The organism is Bacillus mycoides, from assembly GCF_000832605.1.
GTDB classification, from domain to species: Bacteria; Bacillota; Bacilli; order Bacillales; family Bacillaceae_G; genus Bacillus_A; species Bacillus_A mycoides.
Window position 1 is genome coordinate 1,646,945 of sequence record NZ_CP009692.1, and the last position, 25,933, is coordinate 1,672,877.

General features: G+C 36.4%; 26 protein-coding genes and 1 tRNA gene. 21 read left to right on the plus strand and 6 right to left on the minus strand.

Features of this window, described 5'->3' with window-relative positions; translation table 11 throughout:
• Positions 1-414 precede the first annotated feature (414 nt).
• The 6 genes from BG05_RS31040 to BG05_RS10440 all read left to right on the plus strand — a co-directional run bounded on the left by BG05_RS31040 (position 415) and on the right by BG05_RS10440 (position 6,364).
• Complete coding sequence (locus BG05_RS31040; RefSeq protein WP_162836445.1) at positions 415-558, plus strand: hypothetical protein; 144 nt, start codon at positions 415-417, stop codon at positions 556-558.
• A gap of 81 nt (positions 559-639) precedes the next feature.
• A complete protein-coding gene (gene dnaG, locus BG05_RS10420) occupies positions 640-2,442 on the plus strand; it encodes a DNA primase (RefSeq protein ID WP_002129132.1) in 1,803 nt (600 codons plus the stop codon).
• Between the two features lie 60 nt (positions 2,443-2,502).
• The gene (gene rpoD / locus BG05_RS10425) at positions 2,503-3,630 is read left to right on the plus strand and encodes an RNA polymerase sigma factor RpoD (RefSeq protein WP_000764062.1); all 1,128 of its coding nucleotides are present in this window, start codon (positions 2,503-2,505) and stop codon (positions 3,628-3,630) included.
• A 385-nt stretch (positions 3,631-4,015) separates the two neighbouring features.
• Positions 4,016-4,372: a cytochrome c550 gene (cccA, locus tag BG05_RS10430; RefSeq protein ID WP_002129130.1), complete on the plus strand. Its 357-nt coding sequence runs from the start codon at positions 4,016-4,018 to the stop codon at positions 4,370-4,372.
• 166 nt (positions 4,373-4,538) lie between these two features.
• Positions 4,539-5,246, plus strand: coding sequence for a tRNA (adenine(22)-N(1))-methyltransferase (locus BG05_RS10435; RefSeq protein WP_002129129.1), 708 nt, complete (start codon positions 4,539-4,541; stop codon positions 5,244-5,246).
• Complete coding sequence (locus BG05_RS10440) at positions 5,243-6,364, plus strand: Nif3-like dinuclear metal center hexameric protein (protein WP_002129128.1); 1,122 nt, start codon at positions 5,243-5,245, stop codon at positions 6,362-6,364. The genes BG05_RS10435 and BG05_RS10440 overlap by 4 nt, the downstream gene beginning before the upstream one ends.
• A 40-nt stretch (positions 6,365-6,404) precedes the next feature.
• Here BG05_RS10440 and BG05_RS10445 read toward each other — a convergent pair whose 3' ends face one another.
• Complete coding sequence (locus BG05_RS10445; RefSeq protein WP_002067184.1) at positions 6,405-7,355, minus strand: 4-hydroxy-3-methylbut-2-enyl diphosphate reductase; 951 nt, start codon at positions 7,353-7,355, stop codon at positions 6,405-6,407.
• An 89-nt stretch (positions 7,356-7,444) separates the two neighbouring features.
• Positions 7,445-8,170 carry a VrrA/YqfQ family protein gene (gene vrrA, locus BG05_RS10450; protein WP_002184950.1) on the minus strand — a complete coding sequence of 242 codons (726 nt, stop codon included), beginning with the start codon at positions 8,168-8,170 and terminating at the stop codon, positions 7,445-7,447.
• Positions 8,171-8,349: 179 nt separating this feature from the next.
• Here vrrA and BG05_RS10455 point away from each other — a divergent pair, with 179 nt between their 5' ends.
• Both BG05_RS10455 and BG05_RS10460 read left to right on the plus strand, forming a co-directional pair.
• Complete coding sequence (locus tag BG05_RS10455; protein WP_002015172.1) at positions 8,350-9,660, plus strand: DEAD/DEAH box helicase; 1,311 nt, start codon at positions 8,350-8,352, stop codon at positions 9,658-9,660.
• A gap of 250 nt (positions 9,661-9,910) precedes the next feature.
• Complete coding sequence (locus BG05_RS10460) at positions 9,911-10,807, plus strand: deoxyribonuclease IV (RefSeq protein WP_002167660.1); 897 nt, start codon at positions 9,911-9,913, stop codon at positions 10,805-10,807.
• Positions 10,808-10,826: 19 nt separating this feature from the next.
• Here BG05_RS10460 and BG05_RS10465 read toward each other — a convergent pair whose 3' ends face one another.
• Positions 10,827-11,081 carry a DUF2624 domain-containing protein gene (locus BG05_RS10465; protein ID WP_002088657.1) on the minus strand — a complete coding sequence of 85 codons (255 nt, stop codon included), beginning with the start codon at positions 11,079-11,081 and terminating at the stop codon, positions 10,827-10,829.
• A gap of 151 nt (positions 11,082-11,232) precedes the next feature.
• Here BG05_RS10465 and BG05_RS10470 point away from each other — a divergent pair, with 151 nt between their 5' ends.
• The 4 genes from BG05_RS10470 to BG05_RS10485 all read left to right on the plus strand — a co-directional run bounded on the left by BG05_RS10470 (position 11,233) and on the right by BG05_RS10485 (position 14,322).
• Positions 11,233-12,111, plus strand: a complete 879-nt coding sequence (locus BG05_RS10470) for a YitT family protein (protein WP_002015168.1) — start codon at positions 11,233-11,235, stop codon at positions 12,109-12,111.
• Positions 12,112-12,291: 180 nt separating this feature from the next.
• A complete protein-coding gene (locus tag BG05_RS10475) occupies positions 12,292-13,062 on the plus strand; it encodes a metal ABC transporter ATP-binding protein (protein WP_002015167.1) in 771 nt (256 codons plus the stop codon).
• Complete coding sequence (locus BG05_RS10480) at positions 13,062-13,895, plus strand: metal ABC transporter permease (protein WP_002015165.1); 834 nt, start codon at positions 13,062-13,064, stop codon at positions 13,893-13,895. The genes BG05_RS10475 and BG05_RS10480 overlap by 1 nt, the downstream gene beginning before the upstream one ends.
• Before the next feature lie 13 nt (positions 13,896-13,908).
• Entirely contained in the window at positions 13,909-14,322 is a 414-nt protein-coding gene (locus BG05_RS10485) for a Fur family transcriptional regulator (RefSeq protein WP_002015164.1), read from the plus strand.
• Positions 14,323-14,406: 84 nt separating this feature from the next.
• On the opposite strand, the gene ispG is transcribed toward BG05_RS10485, so the two are convergent.
• The 3 genes from ispG to yqgB all read right to left on the minus strand — a co-directional run bounded on the left by ispG (position 14,407) and on the right by yqgB (position 16,886).
• Complete coding sequence (ispG, locus tag BG05_RS10490; protein ID WP_129146754.1) at positions 14,407-15,516, minus strand: flavodoxin-dependent (E)-4-hydroxy-3-methylbut-2-enyl-diphosphate synthase; 1,110 nt, start codon at positions 15,514-15,516, stop codon at positions 14,407-14,409.
• A 165-nt stretch (positions 15,517-15,681) separates the two neighbouring features.
• Complete coding sequence (locus BG05_RS30910; protein WP_002088653.1) at positions 15,682-16,053, minus strand: hypothetical protein; 372 nt, start codon at positions 16,051-16,053, stop codon at positions 15,682-15,684.
• 65 nt (positions 16,054-16,118) lie between these two features.
• Positions 16,119-16,886: a protein YqgB gene (gene yqgB, locus BG05_RS10500; RefSeq protein WP_002184951.1), complete on the minus strand. Its 768-nt coding sequence runs from the start codon at positions 16,884-16,886 to the stop codon at positions 16,119-16,121.
• Between the two features lie 19 nt (positions 16,887-16,905).
• Between yqgB and BG05_RS30835 the strand changes: the two genes are divergently transcribed.
• The 9 genes from BG05_RS30835 (at position 16,906) to pstB (ending at position 25,808) form a co-directional block, all read left to right on the plus strand.
• A complete protein-coding gene (locus BG05_RS30835) occupies positions 16,906-17,097 on the plus strand; it encodes a hypothetical protein (protein WP_002034057.1) in 192 nt (63 codons plus the stop codon).
• A 28-nt stretch (positions 17,098-17,125) separates the two neighbouring features.
• A tRNA-Ile gene (locus tag BG05_RS10505) sits at positions 17,126-17,199 on the plus strand.
• A 223-nt stretch (positions 17,200-17,422) separates the two neighbouring features.
• Positions 17,423-18,034, plus strand: coding sequence for a superoxide dismutase [Mn] (sodA, locus tag BG05_RS10510; protein WP_001052029.1), 612 nt, complete (start codon positions 17,423-17,425; stop codon positions 18,032-18,034).
• Between the two features lie 122 nt (positions 18,035-18,156).
• Entirely contained in the window at positions 18,157-19,434 is a 1,278-nt protein-coding gene (locus tag BG05_RS10515; RefSeq protein ID WP_003191442.1) for an MFS transporter, read from the plus strand.
• Positions 19,435-19,543: 109 nt separating this feature from the next.
• Positions 19,544-21,679, plus strand: a complete 2,136-nt coding sequence (locus tag BG05_RS10520; RefSeq protein ID WP_033731281.1) for a peptidoglycan D,D-transpeptidase FtsI family protein — start codon at positions 19,544-19,546, stop codon at positions 21,677-21,679.
• A gap of 521 nt (positions 21,680-22,200) precedes the next feature.
• The gene (locus BG05_RS10525) at positions 22,201-23,118 is read left to right on the plus strand and encodes a PstS family phosphate ABC transporter substrate-binding protein (protein WP_002190684.1); all 918 of its coding nucleotides are present in this window, start codon (positions 22,201-22,203) and stop codon (positions 23,116-23,118) included.
• Between the two features lie 27 nt (positions 23,119-23,145).
• The gene (gene pstC / locus BG05_RS10530) at positions 23,146-24,096 is read left to right on the plus strand and encodes a phosphate ABC transporter permease subunit PstC (protein WP_002167664.1); all 951 of its coding nucleotides are present in this window, start codon (positions 23,146-23,148) and stop codon (positions 24,094-24,096) included.
• Between the two features lies 1 nt (position 24,097).
• Positions 24,098-24,964 carry a phosphate ABC transporter permease PstA gene (gene pstA, locus BG05_RS10535; protein ID WP_002167665.1) on the plus strand — a complete coding sequence of 289 codons (867 nt, stop codon included), beginning with the start codon at positions 24,098-24,100 and terminating at the stop codon, positions 24,962-24,964.
• A gap of 28 nt (positions 24,965-24,992) precedes the next feature.
• The gene (pstB, locus tag BG05_RS10540) at positions 24,993-25,808 is read left to right on the plus strand and encodes a phosphate ABC transporter ATP-binding protein (protein WP_002088644.1); all 816 of its coding nucleotides are present in this window, start codon (positions 24,993-24,995) and stop codon (positions 25,806-25,808) included.
• Positions 25,809-25,933 lie beyond the last annotated feature (125 nt).

Here is a 25,933-nt window from a genome sequence, read left to right on the forward strand (position 1 = left end):
TACGTTTAGACTTTAATTTTTCAGAATAAACTAGGGATAGGATTTTCGAAAAAGACATGTATTTACGTTAAATCGACAAAATCTAGACAAGAAAACGCACATTATGGAAGGATTCACAGAAGGGATGTAGAATACAGAAATATGCAAAACATCAGATAAGATATTATTTGATGCAGATGCGTATCCCGTGAAGAATGCAATTGTGCACGTTGGAACAAAATTTTATGTCGAAATTTTGTTTGTCGTATCCTATGCTCATCGTTCAAGAAAACAGCAAGGTAATTGGGTCTATGTAGATTCTGAGCAAGATGAAGTTGACTGTTATATTTATTAACATGCAAAAGCTACAGATCTCATGATCATACAGGCTATAGTGCTTCTTGCTAGTCTTCTTGTGAAAAAGGAGTATATGTATTGTCTCCAGGAGATACATTTGTAACAGATGAGCAAATGTATACAATTTTATATAGTAGTATGTATCTGCGAATTTACGCAGACTGGGGACTTATACGAAAGGTCCAAAATCGTTTACACAATGTGATCGACAGTACTTTCTAACAAATTTAGAAAAATATTGTCGAATTATAAAGGAATCTTTTAATTTATATCGAATACAAAATACGACACGGAGATGGAGTTATGGGGAACAGAATTCCTGAAGAAGTTGTTGAACAGATTCGGACATCATCCGATATTGTAGAAGTGATTGGTGAGTATGTTCAACTTAGAAAGCAGGGGCGTAACTATTTCGGCCTTTGTCCATTTCATGGTGAGAATTCTCCTTCATTCTCTGTTTCATCTGATAAGCAAATTTTTCATTGTTTCGGATGTGGAGAAGGTGGAAATGTATTTTCTTTTCTTATGAAAATGGAAGGACTTGCTTTCACAGAGGCTGTTCAAAAGCTTGGCGAAAGAAATGGAATTGCAGTTGCAGAATATAAATCAGGGCAAGGACAACAACAACAAGAAGACATATCTGATGACACTGTCATCATGCAACAGGCTCATGAACTTTTGAAAAAGTATTATCATCATTTATTAGTAAATACAGAAGAAGGAAATGAAGCACTTTCATATTTATTAAAACGTGGTATTACAAAAGAGATGATTGAGAAATTTGAAATTGGTTATGCATCACAAGCTTGGGATGCAGCAACGAAAATTTTACAAAAAAGAGGTTTGTCGCTATCTAGTATGGAACAGGCTGGCCTTCTTGTAAGAAGTGAGAAGGATGGCAGTCATTATGACCGCTTCCGCGGAAGAGTTATGTTTCCGATTTATACTTTACAAGGTAAGGTGATAGCGTTTAGTGGAAGGGCATTAGGCGATGACACTCCGAAATATTTGAATAGTCCTGAAACACCGATTTTTTACAAAAGTAAGCTGTTGTATAATTTCCACCAAGCAAGGCCGTTTATTAGAAAACGTGGGCAGGTTGTCCTTTTTGAAGGTTATGCCGATGTACTAGCCGCGGTGAAAAGTGGTGTGGAAGAAGCTGTTGCGACAATGGGAACAGCTTTAACTGAAGAACAAGCGAAACTTCTGCGACGTAACGTTGAAACTGTTGTTCTTTGCTATGATGGTGATAAAGCAGGGCGAGAAGCGACGATGAAAGCAGGGCAATTACTATTGCAAGTTGGTTGCCAAGTGAAAGTTACATCCTTGCCAGATAAGCTTGACCCTGATGAATATGTGCAACAATATGGGACAACCGCTTTTGAAAATCTTGTGAAATCAAGTATAAGTTTTGTTGGTTTCAAAATAAATTATTTGCGTTTAGGGAAAAATTTGCAAGATGAGTCTGGCAAAGAAGAATATGTAAAAAGTGTTTTAAAAGAGTTATCATTGCTACAGGATGCGATGCAGGCGGAATCATATTTAAAATCATTATCGCAAGAATTTTCGTATTCAATGGAAACACTTTTGAATCAATTGCACCAATATCGCAAAGAACAAAAGGTACAGCAAAAACAAATAAAGCAGGTTTCTAAGCCATCTCAAATTGTTCAAACGAAACCGAAATTAACAGGTTTTGAAAGGGCAGAAAGAGAAATTATTTACCATATGTTGCAAAGTGCAGAAGTGACAGTGCGTATGGAACCTCATATAGAAGATTTTTATACAGAAGAACATAAAGGGATTTTATATGAACTATACGCATATTATGAAAAGGGAAATGAACCTTCAGTCGGAACATTTTTAAGTTGGCTCTCTGATGAAAAGTTGAAAAATATTATTACTGATATTTCGACGGATGAATTTATTAATCCAGAGTACACAGAAGAAGCGTTACAAGGTCATTTGGAGGCGCTAAGACGCCATAAAGAAAAACTTGAAAAGATGGAAATTATCTTTAAAGTAAAACAAATGGAAAAAACAAATCCTGTAGAGGCTGCTAAATATTATGTGGCATATTTACAAAGTCAAAAAGCAAGAAAATAGCTTTTTCGATAAAGTTTTAGTATAATGAATGTTTGTATCTCGCGTAAGGAGGGGGAACAGATGGCTGATAAACCAGCTCGTTCTAAACAAATTGAAACTGAAATGACCCTTGAGCAAGTGAAAGAACAACTCACTGAGCTCGGAAAAAAACGTGGCGTTCTTACATATGAAGAGATTGCAGAACGCATGAATGGATTTGAAATTGAATCCGATCAAATGGATGAATACTATGAATATTTAGGTGAACAAGGGATTGACTTAGTTGGTGACAATGACAACGACGAAGGTCCTAATAATCGTCAAATTACAAAAACGGAAGAAGAATTTGACCTTAATGATTTAAGTGTGCCGCCAGGTGTGAAAATCAATGACCCTGTTCGTATGTACTTAAAAGAAATTGGTCGTGTAGACTTACTATCTGCTGAAGAAGAAATTCGACTTGCGACACGTATTGAAGAAGGCGATGAAGAAGCAAAACGCCGTCTTGCAGAAGCAAACTTACGTCTTGTAGTAAGTATTGCAAAGCGCTACGTGGGCCGTGGTATGCTTTTCTTAGACTTAATCCAAGAAGGAAATATGGGTCTAATTAAGGCAGTTGAAAAGTTCGACTACCGTAAAGGTTTTAAATTTAGTACGTATGCAACTTGGTGGATTCGCCAAGCTATTACACGTGCGATTGCAGACCAAGCGCGAACAATTCGTATTCCAGTTCATATGGTTGAAACAATTAATAAGTTAATCCGTGTACAACGTCAATTATTACAAGATCTAGGACGCGAACCATCTCCTGAAGAGATTGGTGAAGAAATGGATCTTGCTCCAGAAAAAGTACGCGAAATCTTAAAGATTGCACAGGAGCCAGTTTCTCTTGAAACACCAATTGGTGAAGAAGACGACTCCCATTTAGGTGACTTTATCGAAGACCAAGAAGCAACATCGCCTGCGGACCATGCAGCGTATGAATTGCTAAAAGAACAATTAGAAGATGTGTTAGATACACTAACAGATCGTGAAGAAAATGTTCTGCGTCTTCGTTTTGGTTTAGATGATGGACGAACTCGTACGCTTGAAGAAGTTGGGAAAGTATTCGGCGTAACGAGAGAACGTATTCGTCAAATTGAAGCGAAAGCACTTCGCAAATTAAGACATCCAAGCCGTAGTAAGCGTCTTAAGGATTTCTTAGAATAGGCTACCTTTAAGTTTACTTCACTTTTGTGAAGTAAACTTTTTTGTTTTGTTAATTTTTGTTAAAATTTAGCTATCGGCAACGATTACAATTTCTTGTAATTTATTTTACAGAATTGTCTTTTGATTTGCAAATGCTCATTTTTCGATTTTTCGATTTATTTTGTTTATTATATACAAAATAATATGTAGAAAAGTAAAAAATATGATGAGAAACGTTAGTAATTATCGAAATAATATGCGATATAATAGTGAAAATCAATAAAATGAATTTACGGAATATTTTTAACAAGTAGTAGTTTGCTCTTTTCTGATAGGGCGTTTTCAAGTACAATATAAATGACTGAATCATCTAACTATTTAGCGGTATAGAGGGGGGAGAAGAGATATGAAACGTAATCCGTTGATTCCGTTCGCTCTTATTGCAGCATTAGGTATTATCGTTATGTTTGTATTTTCATTTCAGGGGCTAAATAAATCTAAAGAGTTAGCTGATGCAAAAAATGGTGGGAAACCAGCACAAACAGCATCAAAGCCAGAGGATATTGTAAAGCAAAGCTGTACGAGCTGTCATGGTGATCAGTTACAAGGAGCGGTAGGCCCTAATTTACAAAAAATTGGTGGGAAACTTTCAAAAGATGAAATTAAAGAAGTTATTTCAAAAGGAAAAGGAAATATGCCGCCAAATATAGTTCCAGCTGATCAAGCGGCAAAAGTAGCTGATTGGTTATCGAAGAAAAAATAAAGTATAGAAAAACAAGCCTTTTGCTTTTTGCAAAAGGCTTGTTTTTCTATACTATCTAAAATACGATTAGTAATAGAGAATTGAAGTATTGTTATGGACTTGCAACAACTACTATAAATTCATTATCATGGAGACAGACTGAGAAGAGAAGGAGTAATGGAAATACATGAATGAAGTAAAGCTTTCGAAACGATTAGAAGAAGTTGTGAGGGAGATTCCGGTAGGCTCTACAGTAGCTGATATTGGATCGGATCATGCGTATTTACCGTGTTATACAATTATAAATAATATTGCTACAAAAGCAGTTGCAGGAGAGGTTGTAGATGGACCATTTCGCTCTGCACAAGCAACTGTAGCTGAAAGTGGCTTACAAGATAAAGTAGACGTTCGTAAAGGGAATGGATTAGCTGTTATAGTGCCAGGAGAAGTAGATGTTATTACGATTGCTGGTATGGGTGGAGCGTTAATTCGTGACATTTTAGAAAGTGGTAAAGAAAAATTAGAAGGTGTAACACGTTTAATCTTACAGCCGAATATTGCAGCACACCATATCCGTGAATGGTTTATTGAAAATGGATGGGAGCTTATCCGTGAGAAAATTGTAATAGAAGACGGAAAGATTTACGAGATTTTAGTCGGAGAGCGAGGAGATACAGCAGTACCTTACTCTGAAAATAAACAAGCTGAATTGTTTATGGGTCCATTTTTAATAAAAGAAAAAAGTGAAGCTTTTGTTGAAAAGTGGGAAGGGGAATTGAAAAACTTCCAAAATATTTTAAAACAGTTAGAACGTGCAGCAGAGTCTGAAGAGACAAAAGCGAAGCGTGCAGAAGTAGAAGCGAAAATGAAAATGATAGGAGAGGTTTTATCATGAGTAAAATTCCGAATGGTCATGAAATTATTTCTTTGTTTGAAGGTATGTATCCGAAGCATTTAGCGATGGAAGGGGATAAGATTGGCTTACAGATTGGAGCGCTTAATAAACCTGTCCAGCACGTATTAATCGCGTTAGATGTAACTGAGGAAGTTGTGGACGAGGCGATCCAATTAGGAGCGAATATCATTATAGCGCACCATCCTTTAATCTTTAATCCATTAAAAGCGATTCATACAGATAAGGCGTACGGAAGAATTATTGAAACGTGTATTAAAAATGATATTGCGGTTTATGCCGCACATACAAATGTAGATATTGCTAAGGGCGGGGTAAATGATTTACTTGCTGATGCGTTAGGGTTACAAAATACAGAAGTATTAGCTCCTACATATGCAGAAGAAATGAAAAAAATTGTTGTATTTGTTCCAGTAACCCATGCAGAAGAAGTGCGCAAAGCTCTTGGAGATGCGGATGCAGGTCATATCGGTAATTATAGCCACTGTACGTTCGGTAGCGAAGGGGTAGGTACGTTTATCCCTCAAGAAGGTACAAATCCTTATATCGGAGAAACTGGGCAGTTAGAACGTGTGGAAGAGATACGTGTCGAAACGATTATTCCAGCTTCATTACAAAGAAAGGTTATTAAAGCGATGTTGGCAGCCCATCCATATGAAGAAGTGGCATATGATGTATATCCGCTTGATAATAAAGGTGAAACATTAGGTCTTGGTAAAATAGGGTATTTACAAGAAGAAATGACGCTTGAGCAGTTTGCTTTACATGTGAAACAATCATTACATGTAAAGGGTGCAAGAGTTGTTGGAAAGTTAGATGATAAGGTGCGTAAAGTAGCTGTACTTGGTGGTGACGGTAATAAATATATAAACCAAGCGAAATTTAAAGGAGCAGATGTATATGTAACAGGTGATATGTATTATCATGTTGCTCACGATGCGATGATGATTGGTTTAAATATAGTCGATCCAGGACATAACGTTGAAAAAGTAATGAAGCAAGGTGTACAAAAACAATTGCAAGAAAAAGTAGATGTGAAGAAATTCAATGTACACATTCACGCTTCGCAGTTACATACAGATCCATTCACATTTGTATAAGAAAAATAAAAACCGTTGCTCATGTAGGCAACGGTTTTTATTATTGTTCTTTTTTCACTTTTACACGAGGTAGTATCTTTTGAAGTGGTACTTTTCGAATTCTTTCCCATGTAGCTGGATTCATTGGGTCATATTGATCTAAGAAAGCAATAACTTCTTTTGTAATTGGCGTTGGAGTAGAAGCACCTGCTGTAACAGCTACGTTTTCTACACCTTGTAGCCATTCTAATTGGATTTCACTTACGTCTGCAACGCGGTATGCTGTCGTACCAGCGATTTCTTGTGATACTTGTGCTAAACGGTTTGAGTTGTTACTTTTCGGATCACCGACAACAATTGTTAAATCTGCAACATCAGCTTGTTTAGCGACAGCTTCTTGGCGAACTTGAGTTGCTAAACAAATTTCCTTGTGGAATTCTGCTGTTGGGAATTTTTTCTGAATGTCCTCCATTAAATGTTGAACATCCCATTGACTCATTGTTGTTTGATTCGTAACTAAAATTTTATCCGTTGGAATTTCTAGTGTTTTTAAATCATCAGCTTTTTCGATAAGATGAACGATATCAGGTGCGATACCAACTGCGCCTTCTGGTTCTGGATGATTTTTTTTGCCGATATAAATGACATGGTATCCTTCAGCTTTCTTTGCTTCGATAAGGTCATGTGTTTTTGTAACATCTGGACAAGTTGCATCAATTGTCGTTAAACCTTTTTCTTTTGCACGTTGTTTAACTTCTGGAGAAACACCGTGTGCAGTGAAAATAACAGTACCAGAATCGATTTTATCTAAAATTTCTAATCGACTTGGACCGTCTAATGTAATGATGCCATCCTCTTCGAAAGCATCTGTGACATGCTTATTGTGAACAATCATACCTAAAATATAAATGGGTCTCGGTAATGATTTATCTAATGCGGCGTTACGTGCAATAACCATTGCGTCAACAACACCGTAGCAATAACCACGAGGGGAAATTTTAACAATCTTCATGTGAGTAATCCTCTCCTTCTAAACAAGGGATACTTTTGTGCATAGTCCATTACATTATAAAGGAGGAGTGGATAGAAAACAAAGGATTGTTACACATATAGTTTTGGTTTTGTTGCTGATTGTTGAACGGGTTCTTTCGGAACCTCTTTTTCTATTACCGGTTCAAGCACTATTTTTTTTCGTTTCCTTTTTGGAGGTGGAGGAGGTGGAGTTGCTACCTCAACCTGTTCTGTTGCATCTTCAGTTTGATTTTCTTCCGTACTTTTTCCAGAGGTGAGGATTTTAACAATGCTTGGTAGACTACGCATAATGGGACCGTACTGTTCGACAACAGGACCGACAGATTGCACGACTTGAGATACTTTTTCGATATTATTTATCATATTAGTTGGGTTCGAAATTAAATTTGAAAAAAAACTACCGATGCCGCTGCTAGATGCCGCTGCAGTTGTAGCTGACGCAGCACCACGTGTATCATTTGATTCATACATTTGAGGTGGTATCATCTGCTCTGGATATTGCTGCATGTATGGCTGATATTGTTGTGTATATTGTTGTGTATATTGTTGTTGGTATGGCTGTTGCTGTTGATATTGGGGCGGCGGTTGTTGGTGCATCATCGGTGGCCCTTCCATTTGTCGATAAGGAGGGACCATTTGCATGAAAGGTTCGGTTGGATCGTGTTTTTTAAAGAGTTTAGCAAGGAAACCTTTCTTTTTTTGAGCCATCGGTGGTAGTTGTGGAATCGGATATGGTGTGTAAGATTGTTGTCCTCGATTCGGATACATTTGTCTTATAGGGGATTTCGGAAACATGTGGGAAATCCTCCTTTCTTCAGTTAGGTATATACACATACAATATGCAATGGAAGGAAAGAAGGTTAGTTTTTGAGATAAAAACCTAAACTAAAGATGGATTTTACTTGTAGATTTCGATATAATGTAGACTTGACTGATTTGTGCGCAGTAGAAATTTTAGAAAGAAGGTGTAACTTATGACACTACAAACTTTTACACAGTATGATTTTAAACCATTTTTAATAGATGCAGTTCGTGAACTACGCTTTACAGAGCCAACAGGAATTCAAAAGAAAATTTTCCCGGTCGTGAAAAAAGGTGTGAGTATAATTGGACAATCCCAAACTGGTTCTGGGAAAACACATGCATACTTACTTCCTACATTAAACAGAATTGATGCAAGTCGTGAAGAGGTACAACTTGTTATTACAGCGCCTACTCGTGAGTTAGCACAACAAATTTACGAAGAAATTGTGAAACTAACAAAGTTCTGTGCAGAAGATCAAATGATTACAGCACGCTGTTTAATTGGTGGAACTGATAAACAACGATCAATTGAAAAGTTGAAAAAACAACCTCATATTGTAGTTGGAACGCCAGGACGTATTAAAGATTTAGTAGAAGAAAAGGCGCTATTTGTTTATAAAGCGGATACTATTATTGTCGATGAAGCGGACTTAATGCTTGATATGGGATTCATTCAAGATGTAGATAAAATTGCGGCACGTATGCCTAAAAATCTGCAAATGTTAGTTTTCTCTGCAACAATTCCTCAAAAATTAAAACCATTTTTGAAGAAATATATGGAGAATCCAGAACATATTCATATTAATCCGAAGCAAGTTGCAGCAGGAAATATTGATCATTACCTTGTGCCTTCAAGACACCGTAATAAAACTGAATTAGTGAAAAATATGCTACTTCAATTTAAACCATATTTAGCAATTGTCTTTACAAACACAAAGAAGAAGGCTGACGAAGTAGCCGATGGATTAGCAGAACGTGGATTAAAAGTAGGGCGTATACACGGTGATTTATCACCACGTGATCGTAGAAAAATGATGAAACAAGTTCGTGATTTAGAGTTCCAATACATTGTCGCAACAGATTTGGCGGCACGCGGTATTGATATTGAAGGAATTAGCCATGTTATTAACTATGAACTTCCACCAGATTTAGATTTCTTCGTTCACCGTGTTGGAAGAACTGCACGTGCGGGTCATTCAGGTATTGCAGTGACGATTTATGATCCAGCAAATGAAGAAGCGTTAGATAGTTTGGAAAAACAACGTCATATCGAGTTTAAACATGTAGATTTACGCGGAGATGAATGGGCGGATTTAGGTGACCGTCGTCGTCGTAAGAGCCGTAAAAAACCAAGTGATGGACTAGATGTTATGGCAACAAAAGTTGTTAAGAAGCCGAAAAAAGTAAAACCAAACTATAAACGAAAACTTGCAACAGAACGTGACAAAGTGAAGAAAAAATATAGCAATAAAAAAAGATAAGGGATTTCCCTTATTTTTTTTTATCTCACTGCTTGAGAGAAAGTCGATTAATGTAGACTAATAATTAGTGAGGGGTAGAAAAAACGTTGATTAAAGTTTCGCTTTATTGGGTTAATTTAAGTATAGAGTTCAGATTGTTTGAATAGTCCGTTTAATTTATGTAGTGCCTTTTGTGTGAACAAACAATTCGCTACATATTTCTACAAATTATGCTATCATTATATCTATTGTATATTGAAGAGGTGATTGTATGTTAAAGATTGGATCTCATGTTTCTATGAGTGGTAAGAAAATGTTATTAGCAGCAAGTGAAGAGGCTGTTTCATACGGTGCAACGACGTTTATGATTTATACAGGTGCACCGCAAAATACACGAAGAAAACCAATTGAAGAATTGAACATAGAAGCAGGAAGAAAACATATGGAACTAAACGGTATTGAAGAAATTATCGTACATGCGCCATACATTATTAATCTTGGGAATACGACGAAGCCAGAAACATTCCAATTAGGTGTAGACTTCCTTCGCATGGAAATTGAAAGAACATCGGCATTAGGTGTAGCGAAACAAATCGTTCTTCACCCAGGTGCGCACGTTGGTGCAGGAGCAGATGCTGGTATTCAACAAATTATTAAAGGGCTTAATGAAGTATTAACGCCAGAGCAGACGGTTAACATTGCGTTAGAAACGATGGCAGGAAAGGGAACGGAATGCGGTCGTAGCTTTGAAGAAATTGCGAAAATTATTGATGGTGTGAAATATAATGAAAAACTATCTGTATGTTTTGATACGTGTCATACGCATGATGCAGGTTATGACCTTGTAAATGATTTTGACGGTGTGTTAAACGAATTTGATAAAATTGTTGGGATAAATCGTTTACAAGTACTTCATATTAACGATAGCAAAAATGTACGCGGAGCTGGAAAAGACCGTCATGAAAATATTGGTTTTGGTCATATTGGCTATAAGGCATTGCATCACATTGTGCATCACCCACAACTTACGCACGTACCAAAAATTCTTGAGACGCCGTATGTAGGTGAAGATAAAAAAGATAAGAAGCCACCATATAAATTAGAAATCGAAATGCTGAAAAATGGTACTTTTGATGAAGGAATTCTTGAAAAAATTAAAGAGCAATAAGGAGGGGATTTTCCCCTCCTTATTTTAATAGCTGCTGAAATAAAATATTTACTTGTTGGGCAGTGGCAGGAGTAGTTACTTTAGCGATTTGTTTTAACAAATCTAGTCGCTCGGTATTATCGTAAATGTTAATGTTTTTCCCTTTCATAAGTAAAACGATTTTATCAGCTTGTGCAGTTGTGATTGGAACTTCGTATTCTTTACTATATTTCAATAGTTCTTTTGTAGAAATATGATTTAATTTTTTGTTCACAATTTGTTTAATGAGGTTCATCGTGTTGTCCTCCTTCACACGTTCTTCTATCGAAATATATGTAAGCATAGCTTGTACATATTCGTATCAAGGTGCATTTTTTCAATGGGGAAAAGAAGCTTATGTTATAATATAAGAACAAAACTATAGATAAAGAGTATAAGGAGGACTTATGGAAAAAAAGCAACATCGAAAAGAAAGTGTTATTCATCTTGTATATCGTTTAGTTATGATTGTCTTTGGGGCAGCGTGTGCGGCGGTAGCGATTGAACTGTTTTTAATGCCAAATAAAATTATTGATGGTGGAATTATTGGTATTTCTCTTATATTAGATTATCTTACTCCTAATATTTGGTGGTTAAGCTTTTCTACTTTAGTTGTTATCCTCAACATTCCTTTTATGTACTCCGGGTATAAGCAAATTGGAAAAACATTCATGTTATCTTCAGCATTTGGAATTGTAGCTTTAGCATTTATTGAATCAACGTTGCATGCTATCCCGCCATTTACAACAGAGCCGATTTTAGCAACAGTTTTCGGCGGTCTTATTTTAGGGATTGGTGTAGGACTTGTTATTCGTCATGGTGGATCGTTAGACGGGACCGAGATTATGGGAATTCTATTAACGAAGAAATTACCGTTTTCTGTTGGTGAATTCGTAATGTTTGTGAACTTATTCATTTTTGCATGGGCAGCATTTGTTTTTGGTGTTGAACAAGCGATGTATTCTGTTATGACGTACTATATCGCATTCAAAACAATTGATACGGTAATTCAAGGATTAGACGAAACGAAAGCAGTTTTAATAGTATCGGATCAATATGAGGAAGTATCAAATGCGATTTTACACCGCCTTGGTCGTGGAACAACAAAACTTGTTGCTAAAGGTGGCTATACAGATAAAGAAAAAGAAGTTATTTATGCAGTTGTAACACGTCTGGAAGTGACGAAGTTAAAATCAATTGTGCATGAAATTGATGAAAACGCATTTGTTACGATTATGAATACACAAGAGACAAATGGTGGTAAGTTTAAATCAGCAATTCACTAAAAAGTTAATTGTAATATCTTTTGAAAGCAGAGAATTATTCTCTGCTTTTTGTTATAATAATAAGGTTTCTTGAAATAAAGAATATATTTTAGGCAGATTGGTTTACAACTATAATAAGCTGTACTATAATTCAAATAGAGATAAATCGGAATCATTCTGAATTAAAATAGGTGAGATGCTATGAATAATATATTGGAAATAGAAGGATTAACGTTTCGGTATGAAGATCGCAACGTGTTAGAAGATATTAATTTGCAAGTTCCGAAGGGAGCTTTTTTAGGTTTAGTTGGACCGAATGGTTCAGGGAAATCGACTTTACTTAAATGCTTATTGGGTGTTTTAAAACCAAAGCAAGGAAGTATTAGATTGTTTGGCATTGATAGTAAGAAATTTAAAGAGTGGAATAAAGTTGGTTATGTATCCCAAAAGGCAAGTAGCTTTAACTCAGGTTTCCCGGCAACTGTTTTCGAGGTTGTTTCAATGGGGCTCGTTTCGAAAAAAGGGCTTTTTCGCTTTTTTACGAAAGACGATAATGCGAAAGTAGAAAAAGCGATTGCTGATGTAGGTATGAGCGAGTTTCGAGGTCGCAACATTGGAGAACTTTCTGGTGGACAACAACAGCGTGTATTTATTGCTCGTGCACTTGTAAGTGATCCGGAATTGCTTATTTTGGACGAGCCTACTGTTGGGATTGATGTGAAAAATGTGGCAAGTTTTTATGAGATACTAGAGGATTTAAACAAAAGATTGGGAATTACGTTAATTCTTGTTACGCACGATATGGGTGCTGTAACAGAGAAGGTGACGCATGTTGCATGTTTGAATCAGCATTTACATTTCCATGGGAATGTAGAGAAATTCCGAGAGTTAGAAGATGCAGAAATGTCGATTTTATATGGACATCATGTTCATCGCTTAGAACATGAACATGGGCATCACGGGAGGATATAATGATACAGGATTTTTTACAATATGATTTTTTACGTAATTCCTTATACGCTGGTATTTTAATAGGGCTTGTCGCACCACTTATCGGCGTGTTCGTTGTAATTCGCCGCATGTCGCTTATTGCGGATGCATTAAGTCATGTGACGTTATCAGGAATTGCAGCGAGTTTATTACTTGAAAAGACAATCTTTACCGGTGGGTTTTTAAACCCTTTATATATGGGGATGTTTTTTTCAATCGGTGGAGCATTGCTAATTGAAAAATTACGTACTGTATATAAACATTATCAAGAGTTAGCAATCCCGATTATACTTTCAGCAGGGATGGGGATTGGAGTTATCTTCATCTCACTTGCTAATGGATTCAATACGGATTTATTTAGTTATTTATTTGGTAGTGTAAGTGCTGTAACAAGTGCGGATTTAATTATTATTGGTATAGTAGCGATTGTTGTTATTGCGACGATTGTTTTATTATACAAAGAGTTGTTTTTACTATCATTTGATGAGGAATACGCTGTATCAACCGGTTTAAGTGCAAAGTGGATTCACTTTATCTTCATTATATTAGTTGCTCTTGTAATTGCGGTATCAATGCGTGTTGTAGGTGTTCTTCTCGTATCATCTTTAATGACGTTACCAGTTGCAGCAAGTATTCGTATTGCAAAAGGATTTAAACAAACAATTTTCTTTTCCATTTTATTTGGTGAAATTGCAGTAATTGGTGGAATGTTTGCTTCGTATCAACTTGATTTAGCTCCAGGTGGTACAATTGTTATGATAGCGGTTCTTATTTTAATTGGTGCAATTTTATGGAAAAAGAAAAAAACTGCATAAAGTAGGGATAGGTATGAATCTAACAGAAGCTTTACGCCTAATGAAGGAAAAGGGATACAAACATACAGGGAAAAGGGAAGAAATGCTGAGATTATTCGCAGCTCATAATCGTTATTTAACTGCGAAAGATGTTTTAGAGCATATGAAGGGTGATTATCCAGGACTTAGTTTTGATACGATTTATCGTAACTTAACGGTTTTTGCTGAAGTCGGTGTTTTAGAGCAAACGGAATTAAATGGTGAAAAGCATTTCCGTTTTACATGCTCCATTATGGAACATCATCATCATTTCATTTGTTTAGATTGTGGTGGTACAAAAGAGATTAATTCCTGCCCGATGGATTTTATGAATAAAGATTTTAAAGGTTATGAGGTAACGGGGCATAAGTTTGAAATATATGGTCGTTGCCCAAAATGTGCAAAATGAGAGGGCTCGTCAGTTATATAACTGACGAGTTTTTAATTTGAATGTAAAAAAAGGTTGCTCACAAAAATTGTGGCAACCTTTTTTTTATTGTTCTTGTTTTTCTTTTTGTTTTTCTTTTTCTCGTTCGGCAGCCATTTCAGCAGCGATTACATCAATTTCTTTTTTCAGTTCTTCTACCATTGTTTCTTCTGGTACTTTACGAACGACTTGCCCTTTACGGAATAATAAACCTTCTCCGCGTGCACCGGCAATACCGATGTCAGCTTCACGAGCTTCACCAGGACCGTTTACGGCACAGCCGAGTACTGCAACCTTAATTGGAACTTTAAGTGTGGAGATGTATTCTTCGACTTCATTAGCAATGCTAATTAGGTCGATTTCAATACGACCACAAGTTGGACAAGAAATAAGTGTTGCGGCATTAGATGCAAGACCGAATGATTTTAATAGTTCACGTGCAACTTTTACTTCTTCAACTGGATCAGCGCTTAAAGAGATACGAAGTGTATTTCCGATGCCTTTACTTAAAATTGCTCCAAGACCGGCGGCGCTTTTTACAGTCCCAGCAAACAATGTTCCTGATTCTGTAATACCTAAATGTAATGGATAATCAAAAGCGCGAGCAGCTTTTTCGTATGCTTCAATTGCTAAGTTAACATCAGAGGCTTTCATTGATACGATAATATCGTGGAAATCTAAGTCCTCTAAAATTTTAATATGGTGCAGTGCGCTCTCGACCATACCATCAGCAGTTGGATATCCATACTTTTCTAAAATATGACGTTCTAATGAGCCGGCATTTACACCGATACGGATTGGAATGCCACGCTCTTTCGCTGCATTTACAACAGCTTCTACTTTATGGCGACGTCCAATGTTACCTGGATTGATACGTACTTTATCAATGCCGCCTTCGATTGCTTTTAAAGCAAGGCGGTAATCAAAATGAATATCAGCAACAAGTGGAATGTTGATTTGTTTTTTAATATCAGCAATAGCATTTGCTGCGCGTTCGTCTGGAACAGCAACACGAACAACTTGACAGCCAGCTTCTTCTAAACGTTTAATTTCAGCAACTGTAGCCTCAACATCATGCGTTTTTGTTGTCGTCATACTTTGTATAATTAATTCATTGTTACCGCCAATTGTTAAATTACCGACTTTAACTGGACGTGTTTTTGTGCGTTGAGTCATTTCATTCACGAATTGATCGCTCTCCTTATAAAAGAAGTTTCTTATTTTAGTCCCTTACATCAATGATAGTATGTGTGAGAAAGGGCTATAGAAACCAAAGTACTCGGTTTCACTTTTACTATTGTATCAGCGCCTTTATGTAATTGACAAGGATTAAGTGATTGCTTATTGATATAAGGGGAATTTATAAGACTTTCCAACTTGGATTTTTGTAGCAGATGTATTTTTATTTAATTGCTTAAAATCATCAATTACTTTTTCAATAGAAGGAATTTTTTTCTTATTAATCGCTTCTGTAATAGAAAGAACTGTATCGCCAGTTTTTACTTCGATTGCTTTATAAGCTGTATCCGTTTCTTTTTCTTTTTCTGTTTCTTTCTCTTTATTTTGTTTTGTATCTGTATTTTCTTTTTTTATCGTTTGGGCAGCAGATGTTTTTTTGTATGAACTTAACATCGGTAAAGTACCGATTTTTATGTCGTAATAAAATATATAACCGAGGACAAGCACGAATAAGAGTACACCTAATCTCTTCATATCCTTCACTCCTTTGCTAGGAATATATGCTTGTCCAAAAAAAAAATGCCTATTTAGGCATTTTTTTATAGTTCTTGTTTTTCTTTCGGCTTTGGAACTTCTTTAATTGTTAAGTATAGAACGATTAAAACAACTGCAATGTAAATGAATGTTGCGCCAGGTACGTTTATTTTGCATAAATCCATAATCATAAAGAAGATTGTTGGAATTGTGTAGCTGTAAGCAGTTAATGTCCAAACTTGTTTATAAGATAATTTGCGTTGACCGCTCATCGCAGAACCGATGAAGGCAAGCAATGTAACTCCTACAAAGGTAATAAATAATTGGAACAAGTACAGTAAGAACCCAATAACGAATAATAAGATTGGATAAATACTGTCAAATAACGAAATGAAATCTTGTAAATCTTTTTTCTCAAGAGATGCGCCTAATAAGTCATTATAGGAGTATGTTTGTGTTTGACCATTCCCCATGGAGACTACTTTATCTTTTAAAACAAATAAACCTGTTTTATTTTGATATTTTTCTAAGTCTGTTGAATTTGGATCAAATACGAAAAGGGCATTTCCATCTTCTTTTTCGATAGGTTGATCAATATCAGCTGTTAGCTCGCCATTTTCAATTTTAAAATCAGGTAAATCTTTTTCGATTACTTTATTTACCATGTTAACACCATCTTGAATAACGCTACCGTACAAGAAAGTTCTTGGAATAGTAGTGATTAGGCAAAGAAGCATAATATACAAAATGGTTTTACCGATTTTTTGAAAACGGAAAAGCGCCATATCTTTAGGCGAATATACGCTTTTTGCTAGCTGTGTAAAAATGGACATAGATTCACTTCCTTTATGTATGTATAAAATCATTGTAACGTACGAATCTAGAGAAGCTCAAGATATATTATATTTACATATAGTAGAGAGGACTAAATTCCTTCTTATTAATTTACTTCTTTTAGTAGAGAAAAATACAATTGACACTTTTCTTTCGTATATGGTAAATTTATCTTACATTTTTCAAACGATATATCCGATTGGAATTTAGTTGTTTTTAATGGTACATACATAATCGTGGACCCTTAGCTCAGTTGGTTAGAGCAGACGGCTCATAACCGTCCGGTCGTAGGTTCGAGTCCTACAGGGTCCATATCCATTTCATATGTTTATTATGTCAGCAGGAAGCTTCCTTGTAGAAGGAAGCTTTTTTTCGGAATATATGAGCATTTTAATTGAAAAGAAGTGGGAATTTTGCTACTTTAATGATAGCAAGACAAAGCGATTTATTTGTTTGCACCCTATGGCAATTAGGGTAGAATGAAGTTGTAGGTCACATATGTAGTGACAATACATAAACCGGGAGGAATATAACAATGGCAAAACACGAATTACCAAATTTACCTTATGCGTATGATGCTTTAGAACCTCACTTTGATAAAGAAACAATGAACATCCATCATACAAAACATCACAACACGTATATTACAAACTTAAACGCTGCTTTAGAAGGTCATGCAGAATTAGCTGACAAAAGCGTTGAAGAATTAGTTGCAAACTTAAACGAAGTACCTGAAGCAATCCGTACAGCAGTACGTAACAATGGTGGCGGACATGCTAACCATACATTCTTCTGGACAATCCTATCTCCAAACGGCGGGGGACAACCAGTAGGCGAACTTGCAACTGCGATTGAAGCGAAATTCGGTAGCTTCGATGCATTCAAAGCAGAATTCGCAAAAGCTGGCGCAACTCGCTTCGGTTCTGGTTGGGCTTGGTTAGTAGTAAACAATGGTGAGTTAGAAGTAACAAGCACTCCAAACCAAGATTCTCCTCTAACTGAAGGTAAAACTCCAGTTATCGGTTTAGATGTTTGGGAGCATGCTTACTACTTAAATTACCAAAACCGTCGTCCTGACTACATCGGTGCATTCTGGAACGTTGTAGATTGGAACGTTGCTGAAAAACTTTACCAAGAAGCAAAATAATTAAAGTTAATACAGCTAGAAAAAAGCTAGGGGGTTTTCTCCTAGCTTTTTTCTATGTTCTCCTTTTACATAATTGAGCTTGTTTTTGGAAGACTAGAACATGAAGTAAAGGAGAGTTGTGTATGAAGTGGAAACATGTAATCGGTGATGTTGAAGTGAATCGGGATTTAGTATTATTGCTCGTTATAGGAGGTTTATACACGCTCGCAATTTCTTTATCGAATACGTTTGTAAACATTTATTTATGGAAGCAAACACAAAATTATGTGAATCTGGGCTTGTATAATTTGGCCAGCGTTGTATTGCAGCCTCTAACATTTCTTGTGGGCGGGAAATTAGCGAAACGTATTGATCGCTCGATTTTATTGAGAATCGGTGTAGGCACGTTAGCTGTTTTTTTTATCGTCGTTTTAGTAGCGGGAAAAAGTGCATCTCACTATATTTTATTAATGGGAGCCCTTTTAGGAGTTGGTTATGGTTTTTATTGGCTCGCTTTTAACTTGTTAACATTTGAGATTACAGAACCAGAAACAAGAGATTTTTTTAACGGTTTTCTAGGACTTCTTACATCGTTCTCTGGAATGATTGGACCGATAGCAGCAGGATATACAATTTCACGTATGGAAAAATGGAGTGGTTATACTGTCGTTTTCTTCCTCTCGTTAATGCTATTTGCGGTTGCAGTCGTTCTAAGCTTTTTTTTATCGAAGAGGGAATGTGAAGGACGCTATGAAATTGTGCAAGTATTGAAAGAGCGGCAAGTTGATGAAAACTGGGGAAGAATTACGCGCGCTCATTTCTACCAAGGTTTGAGAGAGGGAACGTTTATTTTCGTTATTTCGGTATATGTCTATTTAGCATCTGGTAGCGAGTTAGCACTAGGGAAATATAGTTTAGTGAATTCTGCAGTATCATTTGTATGCTATTATTTAGTTGCTCGTATGTTAAAGAAAGAATGGCGAAAAAAAGCAATTTTACTTGGCGGTATTATTTTATACGCGGTTGTATTTTTAGTTATTTTTAATGTTACATATACGAAATTACTTATTTATGCAGCATGTATTGCGGTTGCATATCCTATTTTACTCGTTCCGTACGGCTCCATGACATACGATGTAATTGGTAGAGCAAAACAGGCGAGAGAATGGCGTGTAGAATATATAGTGGTCAGGGAATTATGGTTAAATGCTGGAAGAATTTGTTCCATTTTAAGTTTTTTATGTGCTGTCATATTTTTTCCGCCTGAAAAAAGTTTACCTTTCTTACTATGTATTTTAGGAGCTGGACATTTCCTTATTTATTTTGCAGTTAAAAATGTCAAATATGATGAGGGGAATGTGAACAAAACCAGTGTTGTAGCGCAAGGGAGCACACAGAATCAAACTGAACCAGAAGGTTAACTTATCGCGTGTTTTATGCTAGAATAGAAAAAGATGTAAGACAGCAGTGAGGGCACCTGTATGAAGGTGTCCCTTTCACATTACATAGCTGTTGGTAGAGGGGGTTTGTATGAGCAAGAAGCAGAAAAAGAACCAGACAAAGAAAAAAACCCACGTTCCCTTTCGGTTAAACGTGTTGTTTTTTTGCGTGTTTTTAATGTTCTCCGCGGTTATTGTAAGGCTTGGATACGTACAAATTGTTCGTGGTGAGGAATATAAAAATGAAGTTGAGAAAAAAGAAAATTCAACGATAAGCAATCCTGTACCACGCGGGAAAATATTTGATCGTAATGGAGAAGCGGTCGTAGATAATGAGCCTATTCGTACAATTACATTTACAAAAATGAAGGGATCAACTGCAGCAGATCGCTTAGAAACGGCGAAAAAGTTAGCAGATTTAATTGAAGTCCCAACAGATAAGTTAACAGATCGCGATAAGAAAGATTATTGGCTTGCTTTACATAAAGAAGAAGCAGAAGCAAAAATCACAAAAAAAGATCGTGAAGATTTTAAAGCGAATAAAATTGAAGATAAAGAACTAGATGAACGTCAACGAAATCGTGTAACAGAAGAAGAGATTAATCAATTGTCAGCAAAAGATTTAGAAATATTGGCGATCAAAAGTAAGATGGAAAGCGGATATGCAATGACGCCGCAAATCGTTAAAAAAGGTGCAACAGAAGAAGAATACGCGATTATTAGTGAAAATTTGGCAAAATTGCCAGGTGTAGATACAAATGTCGACTGGGAACGAAAATATAAGTATGATGATATGTTCCGAAGTGTACTTGGTGGTGTAACTTCTTCTGATGAAGGGTTACCGAGAGAAAGATTAGATTACTATCTTGTTCGTGATTATAATCGTAATGATCGCGTAGGAAAAAGTTACCTTGAGCAACAGTACGAAGATAGTTTACACGGCACAAAAGCTGAAGTTAGAAATGTTACAGATAAAGATGGTAATATTTTAGAAACTATTAATGTGTCACAAGGACAACGAGGTAACGACCTGAATTTAACAATCGATATGGAATTACAAAAGCGCGTAGAAGAAATTCTTACGAAAAACTTAATGAGATTTAAAGGGAGCGAACCTCTTTTAGACCGTGCATTCGTTGTAATGATGAACCCGAAAAATGGTGAAGTTTTATCTATGGCGGGGAAACAATTAGTGGATAAAGACGGCGAAACGAAAGTAGAAGATTTTGCATTAGGAACGATGACGAGTTCGTATCCGATGGGTTCAACTGTAAAAGGTGCGACAGTACTTACGGGATATCAAACTGGCGCGATTCAACCTGGATCTGTACAGTTAGATGAACCAATTAAATTAAAAGGTACACAAACAAAATCATCATGGAAAACGATGGGATACATTAATGACCTGACAGCGTTAAAAATGTCTTCAAACGTTTATATGTTTAAAACAGCGATGAATATCGCTGGGGTTCCATATGTGCGAGGCGGTACGTTAGATATACCACAAAAATCATATGATACTATGCGTTACTATTTCGGTCAATTTGGACTTGGTGTAAAAACTGGCATTGATTTACCGAATGAAACGGCTGGACAAAGAGGTAGAACAGATCAGATACCAGGTTTCTTATTAGATTTATCAATTGGACAGTATGATACGTATACACCACTTCAATTAGCACAATATATTTCGACGATTGCGAATGGTGGATATCGTATGCAACCGCAAGTTGTAAAGGAAATACGTCAGCCATCGGCGAAGCCAGAGGAAGTTGGAAAAGTTGTTCAATCAATGGAACCGAAAGTATTAAATCGCATTGATATGCCTGAATCGCAAATTAAACGTGTACAAGAAGGATTTAGACAAGTGTATAACGATACAGGTGGTACAGCTACAAAATACTTTGCAGGCGCACCATATAAAGCAGCTGGGAAAACAGGTACAGCTCAAACTGTATATGGCGGAGATAAAGAGATTGGTAGAAATGCAAAAGGTGAGCGTCGTGAAACATATAATTTAACATTAGTAGGTTATGCGCCACTTGAAGATCCAGAAGTAGCATTTTCTGTTGTTGTACCATGGGTACATGATGATAAAACAGGAATTAACGGATATATTGGTCGTGAAATTATGGATGCTTATTTTGAGTTAAAACAACAAGCAATAACTGGTGAAGCTCCAAAAGATGAAAAAGAGAAAAAAAATAAAAATCAAGATGATGAATAAAAAAGTTGTAAAAAAAGCACACTATCTGAAAAGATAGTGTGCTTTTTTTTATGCCTTACGCATATGGTTTAGTAAATGTGGACAAGCATAAAATATTGAAAAAACATGTAGTTTCAAAAACGATGAACACAACAAGATTAGTGCATACGCTCTAAGTTTGTCTTGTGTGATAGGCGATAGCAGTTTTATCCCGCGTTTGAGGGCGGTAAAACTCCCACCTCAAAATTCAGCTGGAGCAAAGAAGTTAGGTGGGAGCCCTGCTGCCCGTAAACGCCCGATTGGTGAGGGCTAATAATCAGTGGGGGATGAACAAAACCCCCACTGATTAAAGTTTCGCTTTATGGATGATTAGAAAATTTCCTGCATCTAAAGTACAAAAGTGAAAATAAAGTTTGTGTATACAGTTGTTTTTGTGGGACTTTACAAAACTTTTACAAATAATTAAAACCGAATTAATAGTTTAGCAGTATTCTTATATCTGTAATCCTGTTATTTCCGGTTACTTCTAGGAGGAAGAACACGTGAAATGGATGAGCGCATCGATTAAAGTTTTGACATTATCGACATGTTTCCTTTGTTTTAATATGTCTACTGCATTCGCTACAAATGAAATGGGAGAAGTGAGAGTTGATGGATCCTCAACGGTTTTCCCCATTATAGAGGCAGTAGCAGAGGAATATACAAAGGCCCATCCAAACGTGAAAATTTCTATTAGTATTTCTGGGACAGGGGGAGGATTTAATCGTTTCAGTAAAGGAGAAGTAGATATAAACAATGCTTCGAGATTGATGAAACCGGTAGAAGAAAATGCAATGCAGAAAAAATTCATTCAATTTACACCATTTGAGGTTGCTTATGACGGTCTAACGATTGTTGTGAATCGTCAAAATACGTGGGTAAACAATATGACGATAGACGAGTTACGTCTATTATGGAGTGAAAATGGAAGATTGAAACGATGGTCACAAATTCATTCATCATGGCCTCGTGAACAAGTTAAATTTTATGCGCCAGGCGTAGACTCTGGTACTTATGATTATTTCCAAAATGTTGTCTTACAAAATAATCGCCTTGTAAAAACGGTTTCTTTGTCTGAAGACGATCAAGTTATTATGCAAGGGGTAATGAATGATAAAAATGCCATTGCTTTTGTAGGATATGCTTATTATATGGCCAATCGAGATAAGGTAAAAGCAATACAGGTGGATGGTGTATTTCCAACGAAAGAGACCATTCAGTCGGGTACGTATAAGCCATTATCTAGGCCGCTATTTACGTATGTGAATCATGCATCTATCAGAAATAAAATTAATGTAGCAAATTATGTTGAGTTTATGATTAAGCATGTTGGAAGCCTTGCTGAAGAGGTCGGATATGTAAAATTACCAAAAGAAAAATATAATGAACAGCTGCGAATGTTAACAGAAATAAAAAGGTAATGTCAGGGTGGAAAGGGGTTTTCATCTTTGGCTCATAATGACAAAAGTCAAATTACATTTTCTGTACAACATTTGATTGAGAGAAATACAAATAGAAGAAAAAAAACGCAGCGAATCAATCGAATTGTTCCGTTAATACTAAAAGCCATTGCTAGCGTGTCCATTGTAACGACACTTGGAATTATTATTACGTTGGCAAATGAAACAATCATGTTTTTTCAAAAGATATCATTGTATTCTTTTTTGACAGAGAAGGAATGGTTACCTTTTTTTGAAGATCCAAAATTCGGTATATTACCACTTATATGTGGAACAATCCTTGTAACAGCAATTGCCATGTTCGTAGCAATTCCTATTGGTTTAGGTTGTGCCGTGTTTTTAAGCGAATACGCTTCGAATGGCGCTCGGAAAATATTAAAACCGTTGTTAGAGCTACTAGCAGGCATCCCGACAATTGTATATGGTTTTTTCGCGTTAACAGTTGTCACACCACTTTTACAACGGGTTATACCAGATTTGCAGTTTTTTAATGCTATTAGTCCAGGTATTGTTATAGGGTTTATGATGATACCGACGATTGCGTCTCTCTCTGAAGATGCGATGAGAGCTGTAGCGAAAGGAATTAAAGAAGCCTCATTAGCGCTAGGAGCAACTCGTTTTGAGATGGTAAAACAAGTGGTGTTTCCATCGGCTTTTACGGGCATAATGGCAGCGATTATATTAGCAGCTTCCAGGGCAATTGGTGAAACGATGATTGTTGTTATTGCAGCTGGATCAACACCTAATGTATCGATAGATCCGACTCATTCTATTCAAACATTAACAGCCTATATTGTACAAGTGAGTTTAGGTGATGCTCCGCACGGAACGATTACTTATTACAGCATGTATGCTGTAGGTGCAACGTTATTTATGTTTACTTTTATTATGAATATCATTTCGCAATATATTATGCGCCGTTTTAGGAGGGTGACATAATATGCGAATGTTAAACCATAAGAACATACAAGAAAATATGGCATCTCGTTTTTTAAAGGATCGGATTTACAAGTGTTTGTTTTATATAGCAATTTTGTTTTCAGTAGTAATACTTTTTATATTGCTTTTTCAAATTTTTGAAAAAGGTATAAGTTATCTTTCAATAGATTTCTTTACAAACTTCGCCTCACGTAATCCGAGAGAAGCTGGGATTGTCGCTGCTTTGTCAGGGACAATACTATTTATGAGCATTGTTATACCAGTCTCTTTTATATTTGGAGTCGGAACAGCTCTTTATTTAGAGCATTATGCGAAGGAGTCCGTTTTTAAAAAGTTAATTGAATTAAATAATCAAACATTAGCAGGGGTACCTTCCGTTGTGTTTGGTTTACTCGGGTTAACTATTTTCGTATACGCTCTCCATTTGGGAGAGAGCATAATGGCAGCGGCACTGACGATGAGTTTACTCGTCTTACCAACTGTTGTTGTAGCTAGTCAAGAAGCGATTAGAACTGTGCCGAGCTCATTACTAGAGGCTTCTTACGGATTAGGTGCTACGAAATGGCAAACGATGTATCGAATTGTATTGCCAGTCGCTTTGCCAGGGATTGTAACGGGATGTACGTTAGCGGTATCGAGAGCAATTGGTGAGGCAGCACCATTATTAGTTATTGGGGCCCTTGCCTTTGCAAATTATGTTCCGTTCAGTATGTTTGATAGATTTACGGTTTTACCAATTCAAATTTTTAATTGGATGAGTAGACCACAAGAAGAATTTCAGTATGTAGCAGCAGCTGGGATGATTGTTTTGCTAGGATTGTTGCTCTTTATAAATATATTTGTCTTATGGTTACGAAATCGAAAATAAGTTGGAAGTGGATGAAAGGGGAATTCAAATGGTAGCAACAGTAGTAAATGTACAGGTGAAAAATGAGAAAAAGATTGAGACAGCACCAAAAAAAATAGTATTTGATACGAAAAATTTAAATTTATGGTACGGAGAAGACCATGCTTTAAAAGATATCAACTTAAGTATTCATGAGAATGAAGTAACAGCGATTATCGGTCCAAGTGGTTGTGGGAAATCAACATACTTAAAAACGCTAAATCGTATGGTAGAGTTAGTGCCTATCGTTCGAACTACGGGCGTTATCGAATATAGAGAACGAAACATATTTGATAAATCATATCCGGTTGAAGAATTACGTACGCATGTGGGTATGGTGTTCCAAAAGCCAAATCCATTCCCAAAATCTATTTATGAAAATGTAGCATATGGTCCGAAAATCCATGGTGTTCGTGACAAAAAAACACTTGATGAAATTGTTGAAAATAGCTTGCGCGGCGCAGCTATTTGGGATGAGTTAAAAGATCGTTTGCATGATAATGCATACGGTTTATCTGGTGGTCAGCAACAACGTCTATGCATTGCACGCTGCTTAGCGATTGAGCCAGACGTAATTTTAATGGATGAGCCAACATCGGCGCTAGATCCAATTTCAACATCAAAAGTAGAAGAATTAATTCAGGAGTTAAAGAAAGATTTTAGTATTGTTATCGTAACGCACAACATGCAACAAGCAGCACGAATTTCAGATAAAACTGCTTTCTTCTTAAGTGGAGAAGTTGTGGAATATACAGATACCAACAAATTATTTACAACACCTGCAGATAAGCGTACAGAAGACTACATTACAGGACGATTTGGTTGATATCGCTAGCAAGGCTAAGAGTAAATGCCCTCTTAACAGAGGGCATTTCTCACTTTCACCTCATTTTAAATAGGGGGAGTAATATTTCTCTTTTCTCAAGGCTTAATAAACGTACAAGAGGCTGG